This is a genomic window from Neisseria sp. P0021.S006, from assembly GCF_051956895.1.
This window is the reverse complement of the sequence record NZ_JBQCWZ010000420.1, coordinates 1-1213: the sequence shown is the minus strand read 5'-3', so window position 1 is coordinate 1213 and position 1213 is coordinate 1. Positions and strand designations below refer to the sequence as shown.

General features: G+C 54.2%; 1 protein-coding gene and 1 pseudogene. Both read right to left on the bottom strand.

Going from position 1 to position 1213, the window contains the following annotated elements:
* Positions 1-258, bottom strand: a pseudogene (locus ACTHUM_RS14665) (glycosyltransferase); the annotation flags it as partial.
* 87 nt (positions 259-345) lie between these two features.
* On the bottom strand, positions 346-1213 hold an 868-nt coding region (locus ACTHUM_RS14660; RefSeq protein WP_440403244.1), incomplete at its 5' end, for a metallopeptidase TldD-related protein.

Sequence of the window (1213 nt, the reverse complement as noted above, 5' to 3'; positions counted from 1 at the left end):
GTCGACAACCGGGCAGCGCGGGAAGAAATACATGCTGTCGTAGGCGTAAGTGTTGAGTCCGCCTTGCTGATGGCGGCGCAGGCCGTAGAAGCGCGAGAAGATGGTTTTCGGCTGACTTCTCAAGTAGCGGAACATGGGTACGACCATGCCGATTTTCATGCCTTCACGTTGCAGGGCTTGGGCTTGGAGACGGAAAAAGATTCCGTCCACGTCAGTTTCGGAAGAAGGATACCAAGAGGGGATAACGACAATATGCATGATGTGTTTTTTATGGAAGTAGATAACGGCGAGGCCGTCTGAAAAGAAAAGATATCTTTCAGACGGCCTTTTGTATATTTAGTTCAATCAGTTGCCGGCAACCGTCATTTTAGAAACCAAGATGGAGCCGATTTGATTGGATGAACGGCGTAATGCGTCGTCTGCCACGCCGGTGATGTCGCGGTACATATCCTGCAAACGTCCGGCAATGGTGATTTCCTGAACCGGATAGGCAATGACGCCGTTTTCCACCCAAAAACCGGCCGCGCCGCGCGAGTAGTCGCCGGTAATGCCGTTGACGCCTTGTCCCATCAATTCGGTAACCAGCAAACCTGTTCCCATTTCTTTCAACAGGTCGGCCTGCGTGGCGTGGGTGTGGTTCAGATACAGATTGTGCGCACCGCCGGCGTTGCCCGTTGTCTGCATACCGAGTTTTTTCGCGCTGTAACTGCTGAGGAAATAGCCTTCGACGATACCGTCTTTCACCACAAAACGCGGCTGCGTGGACACGCCCTCGGCATCGAAATAAGTGCTGCGGAACGAGCGCAGGATATGCGGTTCTTCGCGAAGGCTGAGAAATTCGGGAAGCACCTGTTTGCCGATACTGTCAATCAGGAAGCTGCTTTGGCGGTAGAGCGCGCCGCCGCTGAGTGCGCCGATAAGGTGGCCGATTAAGCCGACTGCGACAGTGGTATCAAACAGTACGGGATAGCTGCCGGTCGGAACGCTGCAGCTATTCAGACGGCGTAAAGTCCGTTCGGCTGCAGTTTGGCCGATGAGTTCGTGCGCGTCCATGTCTTCTTGACGGCAGTAAGAATCATACCAATAGTCGCGCTGCATGCCGTGTTCGTCGCTGGCGACCACGCTGCAAGAAATGCTGTGGTGCGTGCTTTGCTGGTGTGCGGCAAAGCCGTGGGTGTTGCCGTAAACATATTGGTAATGGCCGGTATGAACC